The sequence below is a fragment of the Paenibacillus cucumis (ex Kampfer et al. 2016) genome (assembly GCF_019748695.1).
Lineage (GTDB): Bacteria > Bacillota > Bacilli > Paenibacillales > Paenibacillaceae > Paenibacillus > Paenibacillus polysaccharolyticus.
The window spans coordinates 164,324-189,921 of record NZ_JACLIC010000002.1 but is presented as its reverse complement, the minus strand read 5'-3'; the positions used below and the strand labels follow the sequence as shown (position 1 = coordinate 189,921).

At 43.5% G+C, this 25,598-nt stretch carries 17 protein-coding genes and 1 tRNA gene; 4 read left to right on the top strand and 14 right to left on the bottom strand.

What is annotated here, in order from left to right; genetic code table 11:
* The first annotated feature begins 1 nt into the window (after nucleotide 1).
* A complete protein-coding gene (locus tag H7T88_RS00835; RefSeq protein WP_221786477.1) occupies nucleotides 2–940 on the top strand; it encodes an FAD:protein FMN transferase in 939 nt (312 codons plus the stop codon).
* A 27-nt stretch (nucleotides 941–967) separates the two neighbouring features.
* On the opposite strand, the gene H7T88_RS00830 is transcribed toward H7T88_RS00835, so the two are convergent.
* A complete protein-coding gene (locus tag H7T88_RS00830; protein ID WP_221786476.1) occupies nucleotides 968–1,636 on the bottom strand; it encodes a Type 1 glutamine amidotransferase-like domain-containing protein in 669 nt (222 codons plus the stop codon).
* 206 nt (nucleotides 1,637–1,842) lie between these two features.
* On the opposite strand from H7T88_RS00830, the gene H7T88_RS00825 reads away from it, so the two are divergent.
* Nucleotides 1,843–2,373 (top strand): hypothetical protein, encoded by a 531-nt coding sequence (locus H7T88_RS00825; protein ID WP_221786475.1) that lies wholly within the window; start codon nucleotides 1,843–1,845, stop codon nucleotides 2,371–2,373.
* Nucleotides 2,374–2,529: 156 nt separating this feature from the next.
* Here H7T88_RS00825 and H7T88_RS00820 read toward each other — a convergent pair whose 3' ends face one another.
* Nucleotides 2,530–10,509, bottom strand: coding sequence for an immunoglobulin-like domain-containing protein (locus H7T88_RS00820; RefSeq protein ID WP_221786474.1), 7,980 nt, complete (start codon nucleotides 10,507–10,509; stop codon nucleotides 2,530–2,532).
* Nucleotides 10,510–10,977: 468 nt separating this feature from the next.
* Here H7T88_RS00820 and H7T88_RS00815 point away from each other — a divergent pair, with 468 nt between their 5' ends.
* Nucleotides 10,978–14,619: an S-layer homology domain-containing protein gene (locus tag H7T88_RS00815; RefSeq protein ID WP_221786473.1), complete on the top strand. Its 3,642-nt coding sequence runs from the start codon at nucleotides 10,978–10,980 to the stop codon at nucleotides 14,617–14,619.
* 180 nt (nucleotides 14,620–14,799) lie between these two features.
* On the opposite strand, the gene H7T88_RS00810 is transcribed toward H7T88_RS00815, so the two are convergent.
* The 9 genes from H7T88_RS00810 to nrdR form a co-directional block, all read right to left on the bottom strand.
* Nucleotides 14,800–15,426 carry a type 1 glutamine amidotransferase family protein gene (locus H7T88_RS00810; protein WP_221786472.1) on the bottom strand — a complete coding sequence of 209 codons (627 nt, stop codon included), beginning with the start codon at nucleotides 15,424–15,426 and terminating at the stop codon, nucleotides 14,800–14,802.
* A 107-nt stretch (nucleotides 15,427–15,533) separates the two neighbouring features.
* A complete protein-coding gene (locus H7T88_RS00805) occupies nucleotides 15,534–16,496 on the bottom strand; it encodes a helix-turn-helix transcriptional regulator (RefSeq protein ID WP_221786471.1) in 963 nt (320 codons plus the stop codon).
* Between the two features lie 592 nt (nucleotides 16,497–17,088).
* Nucleotides 17,089–18,207: a hypothetical protein gene (locus H7T88_RS00800; protein WP_221786470.1), complete on the bottom strand. Its 1,119-nt coding sequence runs from the start codon at nucleotides 18,205–18,207 to the stop codon at nucleotides 17,089–17,091.
* Complete coding sequence (locus H7T88_RS00795) at nucleotides 18,192–18,710, bottom strand: DUF4365 domain-containing protein (RefSeq protein ID WP_221786469.1); 519 nt, start codon at nucleotides 18,708–18,710, stop codon at nucleotides 18,192–18,194. Before H7T88_RS00795 ends, H7T88_RS00800 begins: the two co-directional genes overlap by 16 nt.
* A 606-nt stretch (nucleotides 18,711–19,316) precedes the next feature.
* The gene (locus H7T88_RS00790) at nucleotides 19,317–20,156 is read right to left on the bottom strand and encodes a hypothetical protein (protein ID WP_221786468.1); all 840 of its coding nucleotides are present in this window, start codon (nucleotides 20,154–20,156) and stop codon (nucleotides 19,317–19,319) included.
* Between the two features lie 1,403 nt (nucleotides 20,157–21,559).
* Nucleotides 21,560–21,862, bottom strand: a complete 303-nt coding sequence (locus tag H7T88_RS00785; RefSeq protein ID WP_312027568.1) for a tyrosine-type recombinase/integrase — start codon at nucleotides 21,860–21,862, stop codon at nucleotides 21,560–21,562.
* 184 nt (nucleotides 21,863–22,046) lie between these two features.
* Nucleotides 22,047–22,298 carry a hypothetical protein gene (locus H7T88_RS00780; RefSeq protein ID WP_221786466.1) on the bottom strand — a complete coding sequence of 84 codons (252 nt, stop codon included), beginning with the start codon at nucleotides 22,296–22,298 and terminating at the stop codon, nucleotides 22,047–22,049.
* Nucleotides 22,299–22,455: 157 nt separating this feature from the next.
* Nucleotides 22,456–22,528, bottom strand: a tRNA-Ala gene (locus H7T88_RS00775).
* 204 nt (nucleotides 22,529–22,732) lie between these two features.
* Nucleotides 22,733–23,200: a transcriptional regulator NrdR gene (gene nrdR / locus H7T88_RS00770; protein WP_090920285.1), complete on the bottom strand. Its 468-nt coding sequence runs from the start codon at nucleotides 23,198–23,200 to the stop codon at nucleotides 22,733–22,735.
* Between the two features lie 115 nt (nucleotides 23,201–23,315).
* Between nrdR and H7T88_RS00765 the strand changes: the two genes are divergently transcribed.
* A complete protein-coding gene (locus H7T88_RS00765) occupies nucleotides 23,316–23,537 on the top strand; it encodes an alpha/beta-type small acid-soluble spore protein (RefSeq protein ID WP_017689472.1) in 222 nt (73 codons plus the stop codon).
* 98 nt (nucleotides 23,538–23,635) lie between these two features.
* Here the strand turns inward: H7T88_RS00765 and H7T88_RS00760 are convergent, their stop codons facing one another.
* Genes H7T88_RS00760 through H7T88_RS00750 form a run of 3 tightly spaced genes read right to left on the bottom strand, consistent with a single transcriptional unit; the run spans nucleotide 23,636 to nucleotide 25,587 of the window.
* Nucleotides 23,636–24,199, bottom strand: coding sequence for a lytic transglycosylase domain-containing protein (locus H7T88_RS00760; protein WP_221786465.1), 564 nt, complete (start codon nucleotides 24,197–24,199; stop codon nucleotides 23,636–23,638).
* Complete coding sequence (coaE, locus tag H7T88_RS00755) at nucleotides 24,196–24,792, bottom strand: dephospho-CoA kinase (RefSeq protein ID WP_221786464.1); 597 nt, start codon at nucleotides 24,790–24,792, stop codon at nucleotides 24,196–24,198. The genes H7T88_RS00760 and coaE overlap by 4 nt, the downstream gene beginning before the upstream one ends.
* Before the next feature lie 30 nt (nucleotides 24,793–24,822).
* On the bottom strand, nucleotides 24,823–25,587 hold the full coding sequence (locus H7T88_RS00750) for an MntP/YtaF family protein (protein WP_186811653.1): 765 nt from the start codon (nucleotides 25,585–25,587) through the stop codon (nucleotides 24,823–24,825).
* Between the last annotated feature and the right edge of the window lie 11 nt (nucleotides 25,588–25,598).

Genomic DNA, 25,598 nt, shown 5'->3' with positions numbered 1-25,598 from the left:
CATGAATACTTTTACGAAAATGATCCCTCTCATGGGAACTAAGATTTCTCTATTTATCGAGGGGGAGGATGCAGAAGAGCTCGCGCAGGAAGCAGAGAATATGCTGTTCCGTTACGAGAAAGTGTTTAGCGCCAACAGTGATCACTCACAGCTCGCGATGTTGAAGCAAGAAGCCGCCTCCCAACCGCTTCAAGTCGACAGGGAGCTGTATGATCTCATCAAGATAGGCAAAGAACATAGCCTGGAGGAAGATTCTTTTTTAAATATTGCGATTGGCCCGTTGATCAAATTGTGGAGAATCGGTTTCCGCGAGGCACAGGTGCCAGAGGATGCAGAGATTAAGAAGGTACTGGCGCTCTTAAAGCCTGAACATATACAGCTCAATGATGAGCACCAGACCGTACATTTATTAAAAAAGGGGATGGAGATCGACCTGGGAGCCATCGCTAAAGGTTATTTTGCCGATCAGGTGATGGCCTTCTTCAAGAAAAACGGAGTAATCTCAGCTATGGTCGATATGGGCGGAAATGTGCTTGTTCATGGGGACTCCCCTTCGGGTTCGAGTCACTGGAATGTGGGAATACAGAATCCCTTTTTACCCAGAGGCAATGCAGCAGCACTCGTCAGTATCAGGGAGCAATCCGTCGTTACCTCAGGCATATACGAGCGTGTTTTACAAAAGAAAGGACAGCAGTACCATCATATCTTTAGTAGCAAAACAGGTTATCCCATCGTAAGTAATGTCGCTTCTTTGACCATTATTGCGGATAGATCACTCGACTGTGACATCTATACGACAGAATTATTCGGGTTAGATGCGGCCTCCATTATTCATAAAGTGAATCAAATGAAACATATCGAAGCCGCCGTCATCACGACCGATGGAAACATGGCCTACACCAAAAGTCTACGGGGAAGAATCCAGCCACTATCCAGTTAATGAATGAAGAGATTGTTCAGGCGATTCTCAGAGTGTTTCAATCAATTTCTGGATCTTAGATCCGGAAATTAAATATACAGGGCCTAAGATATCAAGCTTACCATCCTTTACACGAATAGCACTCTCCTGCTCTGCCGCATACACATTCATCTGTTCAGATAGTGGAAACAGGTATCCTTTAACAAACACGCCATAGTCGCGCCTAGAATGAGATTCATACGCAAAATGATCAAAGCTCAAACCCTCATAAATCGTCGTTGTTTCAGCCTTAGGGGTATCGTAACTCGAAGATATCCATTTTGCAGCCATATTTAATGCACCTGCACTAGCACCGATGATAATGGCATTACTGTTCTTAATCATATCGGATAGTTCATATTCCGCCAAAAACTCATGCTGCTGAACAGGATATCCTCCACACATAAAAATGACAGACGCGTTCCGAATCAACTGATGAGCCTCTTCTTTCTGCATACGATAATCAATGAAGTGATATTCATCAAAAATCAGGTTAGCCTGAGTTAACCAGGTCCATTCCGTAATATCCTCAAAGTTCACTTGCTCTCCTTCATAATCAGACGGCTTAGCGCTGATCATCACAAGCGATTTTCTATCTGTGATATCCTCTTGCAATCGTTCGACCAGTTTCTCTGGAAAAACATCATTAAACCAACTGAAATAATAGTGAGTACTCAAACTGTATTACCTCCATATGTATAATTGACCTATCTCTATACTTAAGAAAACTAAAAACATAACTCCATACTAGCATAGCATCGAATTAAATGATGAGAAATGGTCCTATCTCCGAAAAGAAGTATGTCCGTTGCCCTATTCAGACCTGCCCACCCTATAAGATAATATAGAGTATATATAAACTTCGAATAAGGGATGGGATGATCATGAGTACGCTGCAACCAATTATCCATGTCTTGCAACATTCTTCTGATGAAGACGTCGTTGAACAATTTTTTGAGCACGAGCCATTAATCTGGATTGATTGGAGAGAAGACGAGGGGGACATCATCCAATACTTCAACGGTCAACTGCCGGAATCCGATCAGATCAAGTGTGAGATCATCGACATCGACAAGCCGAGAGGCGTTGATATTGTGTTAAGTTCGAACGATCGAAAGCATACAATTCCGTTCGCCGATGATCGGACTGATCGAGACAGCGCGATTCGGGCGATGCAGGAAATGATTGCTCCCCGATATCAGATTCGATGGTTTATGGAGTCTTTAGGCAACGACACGTTAGCATATCTCTTATTATCTACGGAACAGTGGACAGAACTGGAGAACCAGTTCAGCAAAGAAAAACTTGAATTCTACTTCCAGCCAGTAACAAATGAAAGCAATATGTTTTCTCTCGACATGGATGAAGTATTCACTTTAATTGAAACAAGGCAAAAAGCGCGTACCTCCGAATAAGGGATGAAAACTCGTTGATACTTGTACACTACTCTAAGTTCCCATTTTTATATCAAAAACGCCATCACGTATTGTGATGGCGTTCCTTTTATTTGGGAGCCTAGTAGGTTAACCGCTTCGTCTTGACTCCACGTAGATACCCTATATTTAACAAGCTTACATCAAATTCCATAAATTATAGATCATCACGGCTGCTTCGTCACGGTTAGCCGTTTTCTTCGGTGCAAACTCATCGTTACCTACACCGTTTATGATGCCTGCTCCTTGTATTGTCTCTACAGCTTGCTTCGCATAGTTTGCAATGTTTGCTTTATCCTTGAAAGATCTAGCTTCACGATCTGGTAATTTTAGTTGCTTCAATTGGATCGCCTTGTATACCATAACGGCTATATCTTCACGCGTAATCTTCTCATGAACTCCGAAACTACCATCTGGTTTCCCGTTCACAATCCCCAGCTTCTGCGCGATTGCGATATTTCCATGGTACCATTCTCCTTGTTTCACATCGCTGAAGCTTGCCGCCTCGCTCTCATCCGATAACTCCAACACATTCATCAGCATCGTGATGAATTCTGCTCTTGTCACCTGACCTTTCGGATTAAACTCGCCATCGCCCACACCCTTTACGACTCCTCTTGCTCCCAATGCCGAGATCGCATCTTTCGTCCAGCCTTGGGTCACATCCTGAAAGCTCGTTGCAACATACGCTACCGTATACTTACTTAGATCCGTTGGTTTGAACTCTACTTGACCTGTTCCTGCATTGTATTTACCATTCATCATGACTCTTAGCTCTCCGTTGTCCTTCACGTCGTAGACGATGATGTTGTTTGGATTCTCAGAAGCCTTCAGCGTATATGGCAATGCAATCACAAGATCATCTCTACCATCAAACGCCGTAAGCTTCGTACCATCTATCGTTAGTTTGATATCATATACAACCTCACCATTCATCCTAGCTTGTGTGCCAACCGGCAGTTGATTAGCCGCTATTTTCTTGATCGACAATCCTAACGTTTTCCCTGCGCTTGTTTCTGCTACAAGCCGTTCGGTAGCCAACGTTACGACTGCTGATCCTGTGTTAATCTCGATGTGATCTACCTTAGAAGTTGCACTTGTTAAGCGGGGATCTACCGCTAACTCAACGCTTAACTCGTTCAAGCTTTGATCTCCTTCAAGTTGTACCTGTAGCTTACCACCTGTCGTTTGATCAAGTGCACGCTTCACTGTATCAGGACTTAGCTTCACTATAGAAGCACCGTTCTCATTAACAACTGGCTTAATGTTTATCTGACCGTTGCCCATCACCACCGGTTCACTTCCACCTGTAGAAGCTGGTGGTACTGTAGGTGCAGGGATGTTACCGACACTACCACTACCGCCACCATCTCCATTACCACTGCTTGGTGCATGTGGTGTCACCGTTACTGTAGCGCTGGATGATATACCACCATCTACTGTAGTTACTGTAATGCTTGCTGTTCCTGGTGCCACCGCTGTTACTCGACCTGTCGCACTTACAGTCGCTACAGCTGGATTACTTGAGCTCCATTTTACTGCCTTTTTCGTTGCATTTGCCGGTGTGATCGTAGCTGTTAATTGTCCTGATTGACCTTCTACGATGGACAATGTCGTTTTGTCCAAGCTAATTCCGCTAACCGGTACCCTATTCCCACTGAGTGCATCATACTCACTTTGTGTAATCGGAATGACCGTTCCGTGACGCGGACTAGCGGGTAAGTTGTAGTTCGAAGATAATGTCCAGACACCTGATGCAAGATTGGTTGTCTCGAATGGAATATAACCTCTCCCACCAAACTCATCTACGAATAAATACCACTTTTCTTCTGTATTCGATTGGAAGATTGTTGGGCCCTCGACCCATTTCATGTTACCCACACCTTGATTAATCATTTTGAAGGCTGGATCTAAGATCGAGTCACCCATCTCCTGGAAAATCATCTTGCCAAATGGAGCAGTAACTCCGTTGTCTCGTTCATCCTTCGTAAAACGATACACTTTTCCATCATGCTCAATCATCGTGGTGTCAATAATGGAATATCCATAATCCAAATATACTTTCGGTTCAGTAAACGTATAGAAATCTCGTGTCTTGCTATACATCATTTTTTGATAAGCGTTACCTGTATGGGATGCATCGTTAAACATTCTGGATGCCCAAAATACGATATATTCGCCTGTAGTCTTGTCGTACATGATTTCTGGTGCCCAGGTATTACCCGCTTCTTCCGGTGCAACCTCTACCATGCGTTGATCTGTCCAGTTGACGAGATCATTCGATTCCCACACCATAATGGAACGACTGCCCCATGTCTGTGCTCTGCCCCAGTTACCATTACCGTTGATTTTCAGATCGGTGGCGATCATGTAGAACTTGTCGCCTTCAGGCGAACGAATAATGAATGGGTCACGTACTCCCTTCTCTCCTAAGGTAGAGGTCAGTACAGGTTTACCCTCATTCAATTCTCGCCAGCTTAACGGATCATTACCGTTACTTAGTGCAAAATAAACTTGCTCACCTGTTGAAGTACCTTCCCCAGTGAAATAGGTGAAGAAGTATCCTGCATATTTTTCATCAGCAGGCCGTTCCTTGACCTTCGCAATAAACTCCTTCGTAGCGGATGCTGAGTTTAATTTAATCGTAGCTGTAAGCTTCACGTCTACATCTCCACGACTATGTGCAGGACGTTGCACTTCCCCAGTCATCGACACGACATTTGGTTGAGCGGAAGCCCAAGTAATCGTTGATCCATATAATCCAGATGCCGGTAAGGAGAGATGACCTCTTACATCCTGAATGTTATGCACAACTAGTGCTGCTTTTGCTTCATCTACAGCATTGGCATCGCTCGGCAATGCTTTAACTATCAACGTAAAAGTTTTGTTCGTTGTCTCTGTACCATCTGTAAATATTGCTGTTAACGTTACAACTTGATCGCCAGTTGCGTTATCTGGTCTAGTCACGGCACCTGTAGTTGAGATCACATTGCTCTTATTCGTTGTCCAGCTTATTGTTGTGCCATAAGCACCTGAAGTTGGCAAGGTTACATTGCTTGTAATCGAATCTTTGGATGTATTCGAAGCAAGCAGTTCATCGATCGTTAATTTCTCTGTCGCACCCGATACAAGCATGCCCTTCATTGAAGCAATCTTCTGATCCGCTCGCGCCTTAAGAGTTGTAATATCTGTAGCCGTCATAGCACCATCATAGATTTGAAAGTCTGCAATCAACCCGCCGAAGTATGGATCAGCTGTATAAAATGACTTACCGATGGTTCCACTGCTGCCAGAAGTATTTTTTATTTGTTCTAGCGTCATTCCATTCGTTGAGCCTGTTGCAACAGCAACACCGTCAATATAAATGGTTAGTGTACCATCCTTGCCTGAAACAACCGTCGTCACTACTTTCCATTCATTATTCTTTAAGCCCGTGGTAGAAGTTGAAGACTCATTATTCCAGGCATTCGTCGCGATGCCTAAACGCGCTAGACCGTTAGCATTATAACGTGGTGTGAAATACGTATAGTGCGTATTATTATTTGGTCTTCCTAGTGCGTACAACCATTCCGCAGCGTTTTTACCGCTCCAGTTCACAATCGATGAAACGGTGATATCCGTTAATCCATCGAGAATTCCTGGTGGTAGCTCTACATAGGAGTCCGTTCTTCCTCCATTAAAGCTCAGCACACCAGCATCATCTGTACGAATCCATTCTGCCTTAGACGGATTCATCCATTTCCCGTTGAAGTTACCTGTTTGATCAATAACCGTCGCAGTCGCACGATCGATATCATTCATATCGTAGTGCAGAATGAGCTCAGCCCCGGATGGCTGCTCTACTGGAGGAGTAACGTCTTCGTCCGCTAATGCTGCAATCTCCTGAACGGATAAAGCACGATTATAAATGCGGAAATCATCCAATTTACCGTCAAACAGACGATCAGAACTATTCCTTGATTTACCAATATAATTCATCGTTGTTTCCAGTAACATTCTGGGCTCAACATTAAATGTCGAGCTGCGTTTAACCTCTTTCCCATTCACATAAAGTACTGCTTCGAATTCATCCATAGTAACGGCAACATGTTGCCAAGTCTTCGTTGGTAATAGTCCAGCATTTCGCAATGCATATTTGTAATCTGACCCGAGTTTCGTGCTGTCATTGCTAAATTTCTCTGTAAAAGGTGTTACGACAGCGAACTCCAGACTACCTGTATCACCTTGTGTACTCAGGTACATGGTGTTGCGGTTTACCTGTCTGCCTGTTTCGGAAGCAAAATCAAATATTCTCTGATTCGCTTGATTTTTGTCCATTTGAACCCATGTAGAGAACGTAGCCTTCTCCAGATTCAAAGATTGGATCAGGTTATCTGGCAGTTTCACATATCCTGTAGACCCATTAAGCTCTAGCGAAGCGCCCTTTTTACCGATGTGATCCTCTTCATTTATCGTTGCTCCACCTACCAGTGTTGCGTGATGGCCGTTCCCCGAAATGTCGTTCAACGTTGTACCATTCACTGTATTTGCATCGAATGAGTAATGTACAACCGGGTCTGTTGATGGTGCGGGTCCCTTCAAAGCATATTTCTCTTGCAAAGCATTATACTCCGCACGTGAGATTGGGATCACTGTTCCGTGCCTTGGTCCTGGAGGAAGTGCATATTGATCACTGCTTAATACATTGTTCATATATTGCGTGCTACTATCCAGATCTGTTGTATATCGTACATGATAAGGCCATGAATCCAGGAACAGATACCACTTGTCTTGATGAATATCCTTAAATATGGTTTGTCCTTCGTTGTTTCCATTTTTTCCAATCAAGCCAAGTTTGTTATCACGTGTACCCGGAACAGCGTCGTATTGAAGGCCATTGGCTGCAATACCGTCCTTGTCATAGTAGAAATTTGGTGCTTTCTCCACATACACTTTGGTATTGACTTCTGATTTGGTAAATCGATACAACATATCATTATGCTCAATAAACGTCGTATCAATGGTTGGAAGTGACTCATCAATCATGACCTTTGGCTCTGAAAAGTTATAGAAATCTCGTGTTGTTGCATAATACATCACATTGTACTGACCTGCCGGTCTCCCGTTATAATCACCGTATGTCTCTGTATTTTTCATCGATGATGCCCAAAATACGATATACTCTCCAGTTGCAGGATCATAGATCGCTTCTGGCGCCCACGTATTTCCTCCTGTTTTGGGAGCAACCTTGACCATTCGTTGCTCGCTCCAGTTGACGAGATCCTCCGACTCCCAGATCATCATGTAATGACTGCCCGTAATTTGAGCCTGGTCGAAATTCGTACTTTCACCCATTTTCAAATCGGTTGCCAGCATATAGAATTTATCACCTTCTGCTGAACGAATAACGAATGGATCACGAAGTCCCTTTTCACCCATATTCGATTGAAGGATCGACTTACCATTGTTGAGCGCTTTCCAGTACAATGGATCTTCGGCCGTAGCGAAGGAAATTTCTTCACCACCCTCATATTCACCTGTAAAGTACGCAAAGAAGTACGCATCAAGCTGTACTGGCGCAGCTGCTTTTTTAACGGTAAGATCAAACGTACGCTCTTTGGAAGCTGAGCCACTTGTAATTGTGGCTGTTAACTTAACGGGTACCTCCGTAGCTTGGCGGCTTACCCACCCTAGCTGTGTAGCATTACCCGCCGCTTCAGCCGTGCCTTTAACAACGGTAGGTCTGCTAGACGTCCACGTAATGGTGGAGCCTTGTTCACCCTTAGTCACAAGACGCAAATTTCCTTTAACATTGTCTGCATTGTAGATCTCTAATTGTTCAGCATCCAGATCAACCTTTTGCTGGTCATCAAATTGCTTCAAGATCGTAACAGGGAATACAGCCGATGTAGATACGCCTTGATACGTTAATGTAGCCGTTAGCTCTGCTTGAACATCGCTTGACTGAGCATTTGGACGTTGTACAGCGCCACTGTTAGAAATAACTGTCGGCTGACTGGAACTCCAGGTGATACTCACCCCGTTTTTACCGCTTGTCGGTAAAGTAACGTTTTTCGTAATCTTATCCGCACTCTGATCTGCTTCGTCCAAGTAACGATCGATGCGAAGTTGATTCGCCGCATCATCAACAGTAAGCTGACGTATTTGAGAGATATGAGTTACTGCTTCTTGTTGATATAAGTCCCCCACTTCTTGCTCCGTCAAAGCGTGCTTATATACTCGGAAATCAGCTACGCTTCCTTGAAGATATGGATCGTTCGCGAAGATGGACTTTCCGATAAAACCAGAGAACGTAGAATCTGGATTAATGATGTCTGACAGCTTGAGTCCCTTCGCATTACCTGAAGCAACCTTGACTCCATCCACAAATAATGTGATCGTGTTGCTGGCTTCGGAGAAGGACACCGTTACATGCTTCCACTGTCCAGAGATCAGATTGGAGTTTGCGCTGCCTGTGACTAATGCTTCGTTCGGCCAACCATTTTTGGATATACCTGTAGCCATCATATTGCCTGATCCGCTACCGTGACGTGGGGTTACGAATAAATATTTGTTCGTTTCTGGAGTTAACACCGTACCCAAACCGAAGATCCAGCGATTCGTACCATCATTCGTCCAGTTCACGATGGAAGATACGGTAATCTCATTCAGACCTTGCAATAGATCCCTTCCATTTGAGCCCTTAGGAACCTCAACATATCCACTATTCGATGTAGAGCTTCCGCCATTGAAGGAAATAAAACCAACCTCACGGTTAGAAATGAATTGTCCATTATTTACATTTTTAAATATTCCATCAAATGTAACTTGTTTGTTGGCGACATCCTTCAGTACGAGTTGACCATCTACTTCTGCAGTGGTTTTCATGTTGTAATGAAGAATCAGATCATCATTTTGCGACTTGGCTTGAACGTTAATAGCGGATACAGCTGTAAAATCTCCATCTTTCGTTTGTACCGTAATGGTGGCTGTCCCTTCACTAACCGCTGTAACGTTACCCGCCGAATCGACATTCGCTACACTGGAATCACTCGATGTCCAGGTAACTTTTTTATTGGTTGCATTTGCAGGTGAAATTGTAGCCACGAGTGTCTCGCTGTCCCCTACTGATAAACGAAGTGCAGATTCATTGAGCGATACACCTTTAACAGTAACTTGTTCAATAGAGGCGTCCTTAGGTAACAAGGTGACGATAAACTCCTTCGTTGCTTGGCTCCCACCTAAAGAAATGGTTGCCGTTAACGTCACTTGTTGCTCCATTTCTAGTAAAAACACTTTCCCCGTTGGGCTAATTGCACTTTCATCACTGGAAGTCCATACTATCGATGCGCCATATTTATTGACAGAAGGAAGTTCAAGAGATTCGGTAACGGCAGATAGGTCACCTAACGTCAGCTCTTTTTTGCTTTGTTGAACTTGCTTTTCATCGAGTGATTGTTGATATACTCCAGCGATATCATCACTACTTAATGCCTCTCCGTAAATTCTCAAATCTTGAAAGCTACCCGCAAAAGTAGCATCCCCTAAATAATTGGAGCGACCGATGTAAGCTTGCAAATCCGTACCAAAGCTTGCTGTTGTTTTCTCTTTGGAGACGGTGCCTATACTTACTCCGTTAATGTAACCTGTAATAGAGTCTTCTGTGATGACCGTTGTATAGTGAACCCATTGACCTTCATACTGTGAAGTAGAAGGGCCTGATACGCCTACCTCCGTCGTCCAAGGCTGGTCAACATTGTTGGAATCTGTAACTACCGACTTAAAATCACCACTTGGATTGGATGGATTAAACAGCCAGTAATTCGTTGGCAACTTATTTTCAGCCGCTGGCGTACCGTAAAATAATGCTGCATAGTTACCACGTCCAGTGTTACTCTTGATCCATACAGAAATCGTTAAATTTTCTTGATGATCAAACAAACCCGTAGGAAGTTGCACGTAGTTCGTAGTACTATCGGTCCCTCCAGGCAGAGTAAGACCATCGGCATACGTGATATTGCCTACAGCCGCTCCATGCTTGCCATTACCTGATGTATCCAATACATCCTCGAGCAATGGATAATGCGCCAACATCGTTGGTGTAATTGGGTCAGCTGAAGCCTGATTGTTAAATGACATACCAAAACTAAAACAGCTACTGAAGGTCAACAGTAAAACCAAAGTGATGTTTGTCATTCGCTTTCGCATAGCATTCTTCCCCTCATTGAATATTCAGAAGCACACAAAACCATAGCTCGCTTTCAAACCAAGACCCCTTCACTCAAGAAACTAGAGAACCACCCCAAAATGAATACGCTTACATTTTTTCATATTACGTGTTCCGATATTTCAATTCAATGTACTATCATGTTAATAACGTGGACTTTTTTATTTCAATTTGAAATTTGATGTGGATTGAAGCATTGTCCCTATTCCTCGAATCAATCGTTTTTATTCCAATATATACTCTACATTGAAAATAAAGGATTTAACTCTAGATAAACATAATATATATAGTTGGGCGCTTGTAAACTTGATAACGCTTCCAAATACGGATGCGAGTAAACCATGAGCGCACCGGATCAAAAAATAAGGAGGATTGCATCTATGCCAAAACGATTTAGAAAAATGCTCGCGTTCCTTTGTTGCTTGGTAATGGTGGCCTCGCTAATGCCTACGAGCTACGCTGCCGACAGTGACAACATTGAAAGCTCAGCAGTAACAAATGAAACAAAGGCCGCCATTTTTGGCACTCCCGAACTCGGGTCAAACGACCCACTCTGGAGCCAAACCATGGAACATCACATCAACAAAAGCACGGTGCCCACCGACCCAAGACCCCATGCCACGGGCACAGCCAGAATCCTCTGGGATCACGACTACCTGTATGCCCGCGTAGTTGTGAATGACAGTAATCTATATCAGGGAGCTGGCGGAGATCACCGGTACGACAGCCTGGAGTTTTATGTTGGTACTGGAACCAGTGGCTCTAATCAATGGCGTGTCAGCGCGACGGGTGTGTTTTCGGGGCAGGCCGCTCCTGGCAGAGCTGCATGGACCCAGATTACGGAAACTGGATATATCGTGGAGATGAGAATACCCAAAAGAAACTTGACCTTACAGGAGGGAAAGCTTACCTTTGAGGTCTACATCAATAACTCAACGGAAAACGGCGGTGACCGCTATGAAGTCGTTTCCTCTTTTGGAGTGCCCGACGCGGCTTATACCAGCTCTGATTCGTTTATAGACAGCCTGCAGCTCATCCCAGCTAATGAATTAGACACCAGATTATCCATTACCGCCACTGCCGGACCGGGCGGCTCAATTATGTCGAACCCACCCGGCGATGTGCTGAGAGTAGATCGGGGCTCTAACAAAGAAATAACGTTTACCCCCGATTCCGGTAAAGTTGTGGATACGGTAACGGTAGATGGCGAGATTGTGACTCTATCTTCTGGCTCTTATACCTTTTCGAATATTGAGGCTAACCATACCATTCATGTGACATTCAAGAACGATCCGGACGCAGGGGTACTTCCCTTTATCGTATGGAATGACAACTTTGCCAGTGGCGAGTACACAACGGCTGTTATCATTGATTTAGGCGAGGGAAAGGCGGCGTTAGGCTCCGCGCTTAATCCGGACTTGTTCGCCTTATCGGTTAGGAACACCACCCTGAATGGTGAAGCGGTTACCTTAGAAGGACCACGCAAGATCACAAGGGTATATGCTAATGATGAACCGAAGGTACGGGGCTATGTGGGGCCGGTTAGCAATTCACCAGATTATCAGGACGGACTGGCGAGCGGGCGTTACATCGTCGTTGAGTCTGAGTTTTATTCAGAAAGCGGCGGTAATACAACACTGGACGGCAGCAGTAACTCAACAAAGCAGGTTTACACCCTCAGCCCAAAGGGTGAGATCGTGCTGACAGAGGGGAATGCACTTCACAACGTGGTTTTTGAGCAAGAAAAAGTTGTGAATGCCATCCTTGATAAGTTCACAACCTTCACGGATAATTCGGTCAATCGCTCGCTCTACCTTCATAAGGATGAAGACGGTAACGTGATGAAAGGATTGCCGCTATATGTGTACACCCACGGCATGTCACGCGGCGGCACAAACGCTGCGGCAGACCAAAAAGCGGCCATGAAATCTGCCAACGGCTCCGTCGCTCTAATGAAAAAAATGGCACAGAATCCCGAAAAATACGCCAGCCACATCCTGAATATTTCCTATAATGGCGTTTCTGTTCCCTCCACACAGAATGTTAAAAAGGTCATTGACGCCTTGATCGCTAGCGGCGAAGTAGATCCTAACCGTATTTATGCAGCAGGCTTCTCCTGGGGCGGGCAGTATACGAACAACTTAGTGAACAGCTATCCCGGCTTCTTCGCTGCTGCCGCACCGATGGCCCCGGTAAGCGGTTCACCGAACGCTAACTCCAATGACGCACACAATAACTTGGCCTATTGGATGTTTTTGAATGCTCATAATGTTGGTGGCTACCAGACTAACCTCAATAATTTCATCAATACCAATATGCCGAAAATGATTAACGCAAGGGCTTCACGCTTTGAGAGTAATGAGGTACTTACGTGGCCTTACAATCAATTTGATCAGCCTAATCTGAGACCTAATCCTGCCAACACACCTGTTCTCGCTGATTATATAGCGCATGAAGTTGAAGCGGCGGTTCTCTACAACGAGATAACGATGGGAACTTGGAGTATAGCTCCCACGGCACAATCCTCTAACTTGCCGGCCTGGAACAATGACTACACAGATGTCTTTGATTGGATGTTCGCACAAAGAAAACCGGCCGCGCCCGGTGCGCCGAGTGGACTCAAGGCGACAGTAGGTGACGGACGGGTCACCTTGAGCTGGTCTGCTCCTGCTGACAACGGTGGTAGCGCGATATTAGGCTATAAGGTATGGTATGGCAACGTACCGCCAGTCACATTGGATGCGGCGGAGACCAAATATACCTTCAATAACCTGACAAACGGCCAAAGCTACAGCTTCAAGATCATCGCGTTGAACGCGAAGGGCGATGGAGCAGAGATCAGTGTGACGGCCATGCCAACAGCGGCGACAACTCCTACCGTGCCTAGTTCTGGTGGAACTTCCGGTAATACTGGCAGTACGGGCAACACCGGTAATACAAGCAACATTGGTAACACAAGCAACTCCGACAGTACGGGCACCGGGACAGATAACGGAACATCAAATTCGAACTACACCCTGACTACACCGAAGGATAAACCCGCTGTCACGGACAAAAATGGAATTACCACCCTGCCCGGTGGCGGCAAGATTTCAACCAAAGGCGAGATCGAGATCACGGTACCAGAGGGTACAACGATAGACTCTAACGGTAAGGTGACTATTCCGGCGGACAAGATCGCCCAAGTGACGCTACCCAGCAGCAAAGGCACAGTGACCATTTCTGGTGGATCGACAATCGAGAACGACGGTACGGTCACTGTGGGTGGCAAAGTAGCCAACGTGAACCTGCCAAATGACAATCAAATGCATGTCCATGAAGGCTCGAAAATACGTGGCGACGGCACGATAGTGATAGGTCCGGACGGAGCAAGAGTCGATTTAAACAACGGCTTGTCGCTAAACATTCGTGAGGCTACGGTGCTTGCATTCAATGATGCCACCTCACTGGGCTTCCTCGTGCAATCAGGTAATCCTTTTAGGGATACCAGCATGGATGACTGGTTCTACAGTTACGTAAATTCCGCTTACACATACAACCTTTTCAACGGCACGACTTCTACATCGTTCTCACCTAGCACCGGAATGACACGTGCAATGTTCGTGCAGATACTAGCCAATCTGGAGAACGTAAAACAAACCGACTCTGCGAGTTCCCGCTATAGCGACGTGACGGACGGACAATGGTACACGGCGGCAGTCGAGTGGGCGGCAGAAAAAGGCATAGTCAACGGTTTAAACGCCAATCTGTTTGACCCTAATTCTCCGATGACTCGCGAGCAGATGTTAGTGATCCTTTACAACTACATGCAGTACAAGGGCTATCAAATACCTGAAAGCCAGTCTAAGTCCTTCACGGACGAGAGTGAGATCAGCTCATGGGCATTGGAGGCCGTTAAGGTGATGCGGAGCAACGGTATTGTATTAGGCAATTCGGACAATCTCTTTGCTCCTAAAGCCACTGCTACCCGCTCCGAAGCAGCTACTCTCTTTGTAAGGTTCATCGAACACTCGCATAATTGAAAGCGTGTACAGGATGATACGCTCCTTCTGGCTAAGCAACATACCTAAAGTCCTCCGTTGTAGAGGACCATTTTAGAAAACGTCTTTTCTTTCACTTCCGATAAGAAGACAGACTTACGGAGCATTCCATCAAAAAACGCCATCACATTGAAGTGATGGCGTTTCTCTTGAACGGAGCGGTCATTGGATTGAATTCATTAACGCGTAGAAATATTGAGGTTCATGAGTTTTATTAAGACGATACCATGCATCTAATGTTTCTGGAGAAAATACATCTAGCGCTCCTAAAACATGAACAGAAAATTCAAGTGGAGCTACTCCGGAAGCGGTGATCAGTTTTCCATCCGTAACAGCAACGTCCAATTTGTAATATTCTTCGCCTGTGTAAGACGGACAAATCATTTTAAGATACGCCAGATCATTGCTTGTATGCGAGCGGGAATCTAACATGCCTGCTTGAGCAAGTCCTATGGAAGCTCCGCAAATCGCTCCAACTACGATCCCTTCCTGTAAACACATCTCGGCAAATTTTAATATGGGCCTGTGAATATCCTCTGTCCATGTGTTTCCCCCAGGTAAAATCAATGCATCTACGCTTGTAATGTTGCACTCATCCACTGTAATATCAGGTGTTATTTTCAACCCACCCATTGTAATTACTTGAGTCTTTTCGAGCCCAACAGTAACGATTTGTACTGGAGCCAGTCCCTTTCTAAAGTATCTTCCTGAGTTTAGCTCAGCAGTTAAATAACCTATCTCCCAATCGGACATGCTGTCAAAAACATAAAGATATAATGTGTTTTTCATTTTGAATTTCTCCCCTTTTCTTATCTATCAAGGACTACAATCCATCAATAATCACTGACTATCTCATTATAAAATAGCTTCACTGACATCCGCTGTCAGTGAAGCTATTATTGTTGATAATATTCCATTAACTCTGCTGCAATAGCCACAAGTCTGTCTTTCACACTCTGGGGTTCGATGATTCGAATGGATTTACCATAGGATAGAAGAAAATAAGGGACAGAATTATGAATGGATTTTTCCTCAAATAAAAAGATGGCTTGATTAGATGTTCGCTCTTGCAGATGATGACCGAAAAACCAATGCATGCTTAGTTCGTCTAACGCTTCCGGCCTGCCTTCGATCCTTAAAGAAATTAACCCTTCCTTCCCCACAAGATCAGGTAACAGGTTTTTCATAAAAAAGTCACGGCTAGAAAAAGCCTCAGGACGTGTAAAGATTAGTTGAGTACGCTTGATCATTAAAATCCGATCTACCCGGAAACTTCGTATTTCATTTCTTCGGTGGCAAAATGCAACTGTATACCATTTATTGTTCCAGTAAACGATCCCATAGGGATCTATCATCCTGTTCTTTGGCTTCTCTTCATGGTTTGTACGGTAATCTATCTCTACAGATATTCCCTGTTCTACAGCATGCTCTAAATCCGCTAATACGAGCTGACTCGAAGGGCTGACCATACGGTTTATCACTTCAAATCCAGTTAATTGATGATTTAGTGTGCTCTCCTGTTGCTCATTCGAATACATTTTCAACTTGGCTGTCGCATTCTCTAATGTCTCACTCAATGGATATCCGGCTTCTTTTGCAAAAACAGCAGCATGAAGAAGTGTCTTTTTTTCTTCCATATCAAATAGCAGAGGCGCTCTGATAAAATGATTCAGCAGACTATATCCACCATGATGACCTGCGTCGGATATGATCGGCACTCCACTAGAACACAGTGCATCAATGTACCGATAAACGGTTCTTATATTCACTTCTAACTTTTCAGATATTTGCTTTGCAGTCCATTTCTCTCCCGAATTCAACATCCATAGGATGGCTAACATATTATCTTTTTTTGGCATAACATCCCCTCCCCCATATCATCATATTAGGAATTCTACATGTGTCAATTGCCTACATTCGTTATCAGCCACAGAGAAACCAATTTTCCTTCTGTGACACCAGAGACAATTGATTCCAACAAAAAAACGGCATCTCTGCCGTTTTCTATAACTCTCTTATGAAACCTGAGGGGATCACAGCCTCTGACCTCATCGCTCCCAGTGGAGCAATTGTCTCCGCACTGTCCTACGTTCAGTCAACGCTAGACTACCCCCGTAAAATAAGCGTGTTATCCGGCCAGCAGGTTCCGAAAACCACGCGCTATCCCTTACCGATTACCTTGTTATACAGTTTAGGGGCGCATAACTGCGAGAGTCCATAGGGTTGCTTTTATTTCGCTGTTTATTTTACATATAAGATGTGGCAACGGCTACAGGGCCGCACAAGTGAGAGTCTGGCGCGTTTCCACACACACTTGGTCTCCATGACGAAGGAGGCTGTGCAATTTTATTAAACGGGGTTCCAAATAAACAAATAAACTACGCATTATAGGGAGATATTTTCAGACTGCTTGTTGATATTGGCAGCAAGAAAAACGTCATAAACGAACTTTTAATCCATAAGAATATCAAAGCCCTCCAAGTCTATAATCTCCCATGTCCTTCCTGACGAATCCATTTTACCAGTAACCCTAACTCTTTTGTTGTTTTTATGCGCATCACAAGCTAGCTTATAGTCTTCTTCTTCGAGAGCGATTTTAACACTATGTTTTTTGTTTTCATAAGTCGCGCTAACGTTTATTATGCCGTATTGACTACCAGAACTAATCGAGAGTCTTGATATTGTCCCTTCAATAACAAGACTTTCAGGCTCTTCGTTCCGTAATGCCTCGGCTATGACTTTAATTGAATGGTAATCATCGTTATCTAATATAATAAGGTCGGGGAGTGTCTCCCCCTCCACTTCAACTATCCATGAGTAGTTAATCCTAGACTCGAGCTTGACCGGTTTTTCTTTGAAGTAAAGTGAAAGTAAGGCTTCACAAATGTTTGCGTTCAATCCATCGTTGTATCCTTCATTGATAAGGTCTGACAATTTATAGTTTTCTTTATTGAACGACTCTATCTGATGCATAGCTTTGTGAATCCTTCTCATTACCCTTCTCGAGAAGGGTTCTGTTCTCGCTACATGATTATCGATTACCATTTCGACATGATCATCTAATAAAGGACCCGATTCAACTGTGACAACATAACTACCCACTGCTGTCTGACCTAATTTAAATGAATCACTATAACTTAATGCCTTTTGAGACGGTCTTTTAAAAGAACGCTTAGGGTTCTCTTCTGAATAGGCTGCGGAAACAATTAGGTTTTTTAAACCATCAATTAAATTAGATGCATAACTTAGAGGAATCGATCCATCTTCTGCAAATGTGGAAACAACTCTTATTTCAAGCTTATCGATATCCATAGAGGTTATATCTCTTATTACTTGTTCTTTGCTCACACCTTCAAAAGCAGCTAAAGTTTCTACCACTGATTGAACCCTTGGTATATAGTCTTGAAATGTTTCATTTGAAGGTATAACAATGGTTAAGGGATCGCTATGCTCATCAACAAATTTATTAAAAACTTTAAGTTTTTTATTTGGAAAAACTTTATTCCAAGTCCAATTCCTACTTAGCAAGTAATTCGTCAGCGAGTTAAGTTTTATCAGGTTAGATTGCATATCTCTTCACCCATTTTTACTTTATTCATTAATGATTTTAAAGAAACTTCCGTTAATAATTGGGACTTAGGGACTTTTATACGTACCCTGCTTGAGTTTGTAGTTGGTTCCATCCCTTTTAAAGAACACCACCAAGCGCAGTTTTTAAGTGTTGTTCCAAACTCTGACACGTTCAACCATTCATCTTGCTCAGGAGGAAGAACGTACAGTACTAATATACGCGGACTACCCACATCTTTTAGAACTAGATCATTATAATTCTTAACTTCTAAATCATATTTTATGTAATCTTCTTCCATTACAACATTTTCAGTAGCTTTAAGTTGAATGTCTATGCAAAACCCCGTATCACAGTATCGTCCGTTATAGTTACGTGTATCCCTGAATGTCCCATCGAAGCCGTAATCAAAATCAGGTTTAGAGAAATTCATCCCGGCCTTATGAGCCACCGCTATAACGTAAGCTCTGCTTAGTCCTTCCTTAATGTGACTTTCAATTATCATAATAAATCGCACCTCTAATTAGTCTCTTAAAACTATTGTATAAAACCAATAGTATCATTCTGTATACATTTGGCAATACTTTATTTTCTTTTCAATTCAATTTATCTGCGCGTTCTTCTTATAAACGTAATGAAAGGACGTAGCCCTCAACGGATACTCCCGTGAGAACTGCGCCTTTTCATTGCGTATTTACTTTATATAAGACGCGGCCATTCCCATCTTTGCCTTTCTTACTCCCTAAAATGATCACGTAGGTAATCTCTATCCGCGTTGTCCAACGTCACAGGAGCAAGATACACATAACCATTCACCCGTAGTGTAATCAATTACTACATCTTGAACAGTAAGATCAGCACTGTGACCAAACGGTCGATCACGTATCTTTTGGCCTACTTGGTATTATGTTTAACGTCTGTTCATGCGTCTCTTTCTTTTTGTTGGAGAACGCAACTTCGCGTTCTCCTCCATACGTGGTTTTACTGTGGAATCAGTGTGTTTAGGCTTTGGTAAGGGGAACGTACCTGGACGGAAATGGCAAGGTGTTTGTAAGGGGATTCTTACGAAAAATAACGACTGCAACTATAGGAAGGTTTGCAGTCGTTATTTTTAAATGTCTTTGAAGTTAACTAAACCAATTAAAGTACCGTTTTCCACATGCACTGAAGCTGTATTTTCATCAGCAAGAGAAACATTAACTTTCGTTTGATCTTTCCCTAACTCAAACTTATTTGGTATTGTGTAAACCTTCTCTTCTTTTACATTGTCTTTGACAGCTTTTTCTACCAAGTGTTTAAACACTTCACTTTCAGATAGTTCAACTACGATCCAGCTTGCCATATTATCGACAGGTAAAAAACGAGCCAAATCACCTATAAAATCGAGGACTTTATCAGCCCATTCACCTATTTTTTCCTTTATAATTTGTTTTACTTCATTAATAATTTGATCTTCTATTTTTTCTCCAAGATTACTTGCTATGTTCAAACTATGGACATTAAAATTACTTAAGCCAACCATAACATCTAGCCCATTTATGGAAAAATTCATTTCAGCGGTAAACTGAGGGCTAAAGTAATCCTCAATTCCCAAAGTTAGTTTTATATCTGGTTCTCCCTCAAAAAAGTCCCAGCTTATTTCTACATCTAAACGATCGCCAGGTAAATTTAAAACCTTAATTGAGTCATGAATGCGTTTAATATCTACTTCCACGACTACATTCAACAGCTCAAAACTCAGTTTAACATTATTTAAACTTACTTTATTCGGTTCAGCTAAATTTAAATCATCTACTTCAATGGATTTTAACTGGATATTTGCAGTAACCTTCACTCCGTTTTTTTCAACAATAACATTAGAAATTGGTTCAGACTGCCTGACTAGAGAGAGGCTTTTTTTCAAAAAAGTATTTAGTGTGGTCTGTGAGAGACTAATCTGTAAATTATTCATTTAACTCAAACACTCCTTCTTAAATTCAATTAAATTCCAGTATCAGTTATTAGCGAACAAATTATTCATTACCTCTTATTGACCACGAGAACTCGTAAAAATTCCAAGCTAAGTCTTTTCTCTTTTTACTTCAAAGTTACCTTCGCAAATGGACTCGCTTCTGTACTCAACACGAGATATCTCCGCATAACTATGCTCGCATCTACCTCAAATATGGTCCACCTTATCCGCATATCCGCGACATTTATAGCGGGCGAACACACCATCGTAAGTACACAGATACCCGTAATTAACGGTTGCGGCGATGTACTCCCGTATGTTAACCGTGCTAGTGACCGAAATACTACTCCGCAAATCTCACTCCCTCAAATTTGTCGATACCCAAAAACGACAAAAAACCCACTATCAGAAACAGTCTCCGATGCGGGTTTTTTTAATTACACAAATATAATACTTGAACCATTTGACTCACAGGTGTAAAATAAACTAAAATGTAAATCATGATTGACAATCAGTCTAAAATACAATATTTCAGACTTTTCGTCAGTTATCGTGATAAGGTTTCGAATTTTTAAAAAAAGTAGTACATCTTCAAAATGAGTAGTCGTAACCTTGGCGGGGGGCGACTACTTTTTCTTTATATTTATAAGATTGATGAATGCATTAAACAAATTTACTACAAAAGTCATTGCTACAAAAACTAAAGTTATAATCGCTTCCATCGTCATAGAGGGTTACACCTCCCTCCTCAAACCTTACCACGATTTAACTATTATATCATTTCCATCGGTTACCGCAACAAAAAACATACGTTCGCATTTTAAGTTTTTCTTTCGATATACTCTCCTCTGATCTCCCCATGCCCCCTCATAATCATCGCCGTGAGATCTCCGTAGATTTAGTTGTTCAAATAGCACGAGGGTATTTGTTAGGGCCGACGTTTAAATGTGCTAATTTCACGGTAATTTTACGGAAAGCCTAAAGAGGCAAAAATTTGGACTCAAGGGGTATCTGCCTGGAAATAACGAAACTAAACGTATATATAATAGTGCAAAATAGAAGGAATGCCGAACTGCTGCAGTGAGCTATCCGGCGGCTTTACATCGTATTATCGTTTTATTCTACTTAACTTCTCTAGCTTACCGAAAACCGCGTTTAATGGACGTCGTAATTCTTCCTCACGTTTTTAACAGACAGATGTGTATAGTGAGCGGTCATCCGACCATCGGCGTGCCCCAAAATAACCTACAGATGATGCTGTGACCCGCTCTACTCAAGAAAGAATTTCGCCCCAGCATACCTCAACAAATGCGGATAAATGTGTTTCTCAATTCCAGCATGATCTGCGTATTTCTTTAATTCATGCCGAAAATGGTTAGGCCCCAAGCATTCACCATAGTTGTTTAGGAATAGATATATTCACTCACAAATTCCGTTGATTCGCGGATTAATTCTTGCATCAGCTTAGCTGTTCGTTTTGTGATCGGTACAATTCGAGGCTTACGCGTCTTGGTCACTTCCCGTTGTAAAGTTGCACAGCATGCGATAAAGTCTACGTCTGTCATGCGCAATGTTAACGTCTCGTCTACACGTAACATCCCGTCGATCAGGAGATTTATGACTACGAAATCACGGAAGTCGCTGTATTTGCGCTGGTTTGGCGCTTTGAGTAGGTTGTTCATTTCCTCCGCGGTAAGTACCTCAATATCTTTCGCAATGTCCTGTACGTTCTTTAGATACGTAAACGAATCTGCTTCAATTACTTCCTCTTCTTATAAAACCTTAAACATCGTCTTCATATTCTTAATGCGTACGTTAATTGATTTCGGAAGAAGTCCAACAGTGCGAACAGATTCCGGAACGTTACAGTTATCGCTAAACCTCCGTTTTTCATCCCGTAACCAAATTTATGTAGTCACGCCCTACCTCAACGTTGATATTCCGGCTGTCACGAATGATCTTACGCTCATCCAGAAATTCGCAGAAGTAATTGTAATTTTGTACGTATGTCTTTAGCGTATTCTCCGCTCGCCCTTCCGACTTCTTCGCCTGGTAATAATAATCGAACAAGTAGTCTAACGAGTACTGCAAGCGCGTTGATGTGCGCTCACTCTTAATTGTTCTTCCTTTACGTTTATCCATTCCATACCGTCTCCTTCGATAATAAGTACGGTAAGAAAACGAGGGATTAGGCGCGTATATCTGCGATGCGTGGAGCGCAGATCTGCGAATTGTCCACGCACAGTCAACGTCTAGACAAACGAAAGAACCCGCTGTATCAGCGGGTTCTCTACAAGTATGGAGCCTAGGGGGATCGAACCCCTGACCTCATCGCTGCCAGCGATGCGCTCTCCCAGCTGAGCTAAGGCCCCAGGATATGATGTTACATCTTGTCCAGCACTGCTAAAAACTCATTTTACAGGCGACTTCTATATCATATAAAATCCCTTCTGGACTGTCAATACCCTTCTGAAGCACCGAAATCTATGGAGAAGAACATTCATGTTACGGGCACACACGGCATGGCATATACCAGATGCAGCTCCGGATTGCTCTTCTCCTTTTCCCCCACTACATTAGTCCTCCAGATCTTCTTTGGACAGCAGTGATTTCAGTTCTTTCATGAACATGTTAATGTCTTTGAACTGGCGGTACACAGAAGCAAATCGCACGTACGCCACTTCATCAACCGGAAACAGCTGCTCCATTAACAGCTCGCCGATCTGACGGCTCTCTACCTCAGCTTCTGCTGTGTTACGCAGTGACTTCTCCACTTCAGATACCATCATCTCCAGCGTTTCTACAGAGACCGGACGCTTCTCACACGCACGGATCAAACCACGGAGAATTTTGTCACGGCTGAACTCTTCCCGGCTACCGTCCTTCTTAATGACGATCAACGGTGTTTCTTCAATCATTTCAAAGGTTGTAAATCTTCTCGCGCACTGCTCACATTCGCGGCGGCGGCGGATGGATTTCGATTCATTCGCTGGTCTGGAGTCCAACACTTTGGTACCTAAATAACCACAATAAGGACATTTCAACTAAGATCACTTCCCACTTTTACTTTTTACCACATATTCCCTGAGCATATCTTGTAATGAAAATCGCATTCGCGACACATAATACTTTTACCAACCCGCGAGGAGGTGAACAGCAATGGCACAAAGCAACGGTAATTCCAACAACTTGGTTGTAACTAAAGCTTCCGCAGCCCTGGAGCAAATGAAATATGAAGTAGCTCAAGAACTCGGAATCAGCATCCCACAAGATGGGTACCAAGGTAACATGACTTCTTACGAGAACGGTTCGATCGGTGGATACATCACGAAGCGTCTGGTAACAATTGCAGAACAGCAATTGGCAGGTCAATACCAATAATTATCTGCATCGTAATAAGTTACACAGAGGAGCATGGGGCGGCCGGTACACTACCGGTCTGCTCCGTGCTTCTCCTTATCTTTTTCCGAGCAATCGCTTTAGAACGTATCGTAGATCTTCACATACTGATTATAATAGTAAATAACCCGTTGTACATAGTGGCGTGTCTCACCAAAAGGAATATCCTTCACCGTTTCAAGCGTGCCATCCCATACACCATTTTTCAACCAGCTGCTGACCTTCCCCGGTCCTGCATTATAAGCGGCAATCATCACAATTTCGTTGCCACTAAACTGGTCTGACAGATTACGCAGATACCATGTCCCCAGTTGAATATTTCGCCCAGGTTCATGTTTCAATTCCTCCAGCGAAGTATCCGGAATTTTGGCTTGTTCCAGAATCCAGTTCGCCGTATCCGGCATGAGCTGCATCAGTCCGATCGCACCACGTTTGGATTCTTTACTGGTCTTGAAATTGGTCTCCACCCTAATAATCGAGGCGATCAGAAACGGATCAACCTCATAGCTCTGGGATTGCGCCCGAATCTCTTCCTTATATTCAATCGGATAAAACCAGGCCATCCAGTTCGTATTTAGAAATAACACAAGTACAAAGGAAACAAACATGATCAGCAGTACACGTTTTTTACGCAATATTTTCATAATAAACCCTTATGAGTTAAAAATAATTCAAGCTGCTTCTCCGTCTGAGCCCATGATCCGCTGTTATCAATAACGATATCTGCCCGCTCTTTTTTGCGTTCAATATCCATTTGGGCCGCAATGCGTGCTTCGGCGTCAGCCTGGGTCATTTGATCCCGGTTCATCAGTCGCTCCAGTTGTGCTGCTCTAGGTACATATACGACCATAACTTCCGAAAAACCTTCCTCAAGACCCGACTCGTACAGCAAAGGAATATCCGACACCACCAGCTTGTCCGGATGTTTCAATTCGTATGCAGCCGCTCTCTCACGCATTTCCTTCCGGATCGCCGGATGAGTGATGGCCTCAAGCGCTTTACGTTCCTCAGGGTGCTGAAAAACAATACTCCCTAACTTTTTCCGATCCAGTGTTCCGTCCTCATTCAAGATAGCTTGTCCAAACCGCTGAACAGCGGCAGCCAAAACGGGATGCCCAGGCAACATAACTTCCCGGGCAATAACATCTGCATCGATTAGCAGCGCTCCCTTACTGGCCAGATAGGCGGAAACACTGCTTTTGCCTGTTGCGATTCCGCCCGTTAAGCCTATATTCATCGTCTCACCTCATAACAGCTTTATTACTCCTCAAAACAACTTGAATATTCCCATAATCATTAACAGCAGGGCCGGCAGAACTGAGAGTTTCTGCATCCAGCGCTGTGCTGCAAACCGTAATCCTACCTTCATGCCAAGTGACAGAAACGCCCCACTAAACAAAGCAATCACCAGTGCTGTCCACAGCGTAGGAAATCCAAGCAATGCCGCACCCAGACCTGCACCAAAGGCATCCAGTGACAGCGCAATTCCGAGCCACATCGCTTCCTGTGCGGAGATACTGCCTGAGTTATCCATGTCCGCCTTGGACGGGCTGCGCAAAATTTGAATAACCACACCCAGCTTGCGCAATTCCAGTGTAAATACCATGCGCTCCACCGAACCATCCGTTGGCGATGGTTGCACTTCCAGAACCATTAATTGATTCTTGCTTCTGGATGAAAGCCCCGATTCCGTTGTTCCCTTTTCTTGAAGCAATCTCTCCTGCACCAATTCACTCTCAGCTTCCTCACGTTCTTTGCCCCGCCGCCTGATCAGTTGCAAAAGCGACCACGCACCAATCACAATGAGAATGACAGCCCCCACAATTGAAGCTACTTCTGGGGACACAACATGAGATAAGAGCACACCAACCTGCATAGATAACGCGATTACCAATCCCGAACAAAGCGAAATAATAGCAATGGATAAGAGCGGAATCTTGGTCCTCCGAAGTCCATATGTAATTCCAACTCCAAAACCATCTAAACTCACTGCAAAAGCAAGCGCCAGTAATGAAATAAAATGATGCAGCACCCCGGATTCCT

Bases quoted from the DNA above. Each gene is read 5' to 3' on its own strand.
- H7T88_RS00835 (WP_221786477.1), top strand. From the start codon at position 2: ATGAATACTTTTACGAAAATGATCCCTCTCATGGGAACTAAGATTTCT.
- H7T88_RS00825 (WP_221786475.1), top strand. From the start codon at position 1,843: ATGAGTACGCTGCAACCAATTATCCATGTCTTGCAACATTCTTCTGAT.
- H7T88_RS00820 (WP_221786474.1), bottom strand. From the start codon at position 10,509: ATGTCATTTAACAATCAGGCTTCAGCTGACCCAATTACACCAACGATG.
- H7T88_RS00815 (WP_221786473.1), top strand. From the start codon at position 10,978: ATGCCAAAACGATTTAGAAAAATGCTCGCGTTCCTTTGTTGCTTGGTA.
- H7T88_RS00810 (WP_221786472.1), bottom strand. From the start codon at position 15,426: ATGAAAAACACATTATATCTTTATGTTTTTGACAGCATGTCCGATTGG.
- H7T88_RS00805 (WP_221786471.1), bottom strand. From the start codon at position 16,496: ATGCCAAAAAAAGATAATATGTTAGCCATCCTATGGATGTTGAATTCG.
- H7T88_RS00800 (WP_221786470.1), bottom strand. From the start codon at position 18,207: ATGCAATCTAACCTGATAAAACTTAACTCGCTGACGAATTACTTGCTA.
- H7T88_RS00795 (WP_221786469.1), bottom strand. From the start codon at position 18,710: ATGATAATTGAAAGTCACATTAAGGAAGGACTAAGCAGAGCTTACGTT.
- H7T88_RS00790 (WP_221786468.1), bottom strand. From the start codon at position 20,156: ATGAATAATTTACAGATTAGTCTCTCACAGACCACACTAAATACTTTT.
- H7T88_RS00780 (WP_221786466.1), bottom strand. From the start codon at position 22,298: ATGGATAAACGTAAAGGAAGAACAATTAAGAGTGAGCGCACATCAACG.
- H7T88_RS00765 (WP_017689472.1), top strand. From the start codon at position 23,316: ATGGCACAAAGCAACGGTAATTCCAACAACTTGGTTGTAACTAAAGCT.
- H7T88_RS00760 (WP_221786465.1), bottom strand. From the start codon at position 24,199: ATGAAAATATTGCGTAAAAAACGTGTACTGCTGATCATGTTTGTTTCC.
- coaE (WP_221786464.1), bottom strand. From the start codon at position 24,792: ATGAATATAGGCTTAACGGGCGGAATCGCAACAGGCAAAAGCAGTGTT.